General features: G+C 56.1%; 2 protein-coding genes. Both read left to right on the top strand.

What is annotated here, in order from left to right; translation table 11 throughout:
- The first annotated feature begins 29 nt into the window (after positions 1-29).
- Complete coding sequence (locus WX88_RS30630) at positions 30-233, top strand: hypothetical protein (RefSeq protein WP_156176487.1); 204 nt, start codon at positions 30-32, stop codon at positions 231-233.
- Between the two features lie 642 nt (positions 234-875).
- Complete coding sequence (locus tag WX88_RS26625; protein WP_046247475.1) at positions 876-1,598, top strand: DUF3800 domain-containing protein; 723 nt, start codon at positions 876-878, stop codon at positions 1,596-1,598.
- The last annotated feature ends 278 nt before the right edge of the window (positions 1,599-1,876 follow it).

Genomic DNA, 1,876 nt, shown 5'->3' with positions numbered 1-1,876 from the left:
TCATACCCTAAAGTAAGGCCTGGTTACTTTTGGCTGGGTACTTAGCATTCAAGGAAAAGATGGTCGATATTTTCCGGTACTTGCGTTGGGCGTTCATGTTCTGTGGCTCCATCATCAGCTTCATCGGCTTCGCGTGGTGGTACGGCAAGGAAGGCGCGCCCCACTGGGTGAAAAAGCCGCTCACGCCCCTGCCCAAGCCCGCCGTGAAGCCGACCGAGCCGGAAGTGGGCTAGTCTTCGAGCAACAGGGGGTTGCGTTAGCAATTGGACAAAGAATTACGGCAAGCCCGTAAACAGAACGAATACATCCTTACTGCGGCAAAACGATGGCCTCGGTTAAAAGTTTGGTACAGAAGTTAAGCGAGTGGCTTCCCAACGTGGCACCCACCCGCTACAATCTCGCATTCAGCGGTTGTCAGGGCTATTTGTTCAAGAAAACCTCCCTATAACTGTACAAATAGTCCGGACACTCTGCCGCTAGCGAATCGGGCAGAAAACAGGCTGATTTGGTACAGATAACTTGTTCAGCAATCAAAGTACAGTTAACTCGACAAGCATGACGGGAAGGCTGTACTCTGACGTTAAAAGTAGCTGCTTGACAAAGCTAATCGCTTGATTTTTATATGGGAGTGCCTTACTAAACCCAGGAAGAGATGCTACTGGCAGGTTTGCCGATTAACTTTTGGACCAAACTTTTAACCAAGGCCGGGTTTCCTCAGCTTGGCCAGCAGCTGGTGACCGTAATCGCACCAGCAAGGAGTGCAGGGTCAATGGCATTTGCAAATGAAGCTTGTGTGAAGTCCCGTCTAAGGAAAGGGTAAGTTTTGCGGCACGCCTTCTTCTGTTCCAGCCAGCATCGGCGTTCTTTGCGTCCGTATGCAATTTCTTTACGTGGACGAAAGCGGGGATTCGGGCCTGACGCCCACCAGCCCCGTGCAGTACTTCTTTCTGGCCAGTTTGGCCATTGACCCGCTGCACCTGCAGGGCATTTCGGCGGACCTGCACCGCTTCCGCCAGCACCTGGCCGCCAAGTACGGCCTGCTCATTTCCGAGGAAATCCACGCCTCGGCCTTCCTCAGCAAGCCCGGCCCGGTGGCCCACATCCCCCTCAACGAGCGCCTGCGTATCCTGCTCGAGTGCGTGGACTGGTGCCGGCGCCGCCCCGATGTGCACCTGCTGGCCGTGAGCGTAGACAAACGCCGGGCCGTGACCAACACCGTCTTTCAGGACGCGTGGCGCCAGCTCTTGTTGCTCTTCGATGCCCACCTAGCCACCGCAGGCCCCGCCCAGGGGCTCGTGTTTTGCGACAACACCGACGGCACCAAGCTTACGCACCTGATGCACACGCTCCGCCAGCCCGCCGCTGCGCCGGGCCAGCCCGCGGGGCCGACCCTGCAGCACGTCATCGGCGACCCCGTGCTGTGGGACTCGCGCACCTCCTACCTGCACCAAATGGTCGACGTGATTGCCTACTTCGCCAAGCAGCTCTACGAACCCAACCGGCGCGTGCGGGAGAAGGGCGCACACAATTACTTCCACCGTCTGGCCCCGATCAACCTTTTGGTTCAGCAAGGCCAGCCGCCCATCTCGATAGTGTAGGCAAAAAAAGGGGGCCGCTCGCGCGGCCCCGGGGAGTCCTACTTCCGAAATAATCCGGTGTCAGACCAGTACAAATATAACGGAATTCGGACAAAAGTGGTTCGATACGTCTTCAATGCCCCAGCGGCTGTGTCGCTATTCACATCAATGTGCTTCGTTCAGGAAAACGAGCGTAATCATGCCCTTTCACTAATCCCTCTCAGAGGAGCTGCGACTTGATGGTGCCGTTCCTTAGAGGCTGTTTGAGTTAACAAAACTTGAGGATGCGTCGGATATTA

Origin of the sequence: Hymenobacter terrenus (assembly GCF_000972495.1) — a bacterium.
Lineage (GTDB): Bacteria > Bacteroidota > Bacteroidia > Cytophagales > Hymenobacteraceae > Hymenobacter > Hymenobacter terrenus.
Note: the sequence above shows the minus strand (reverse complement) of the source record. Positions and strands in the feature narration are given on the sequence as shown.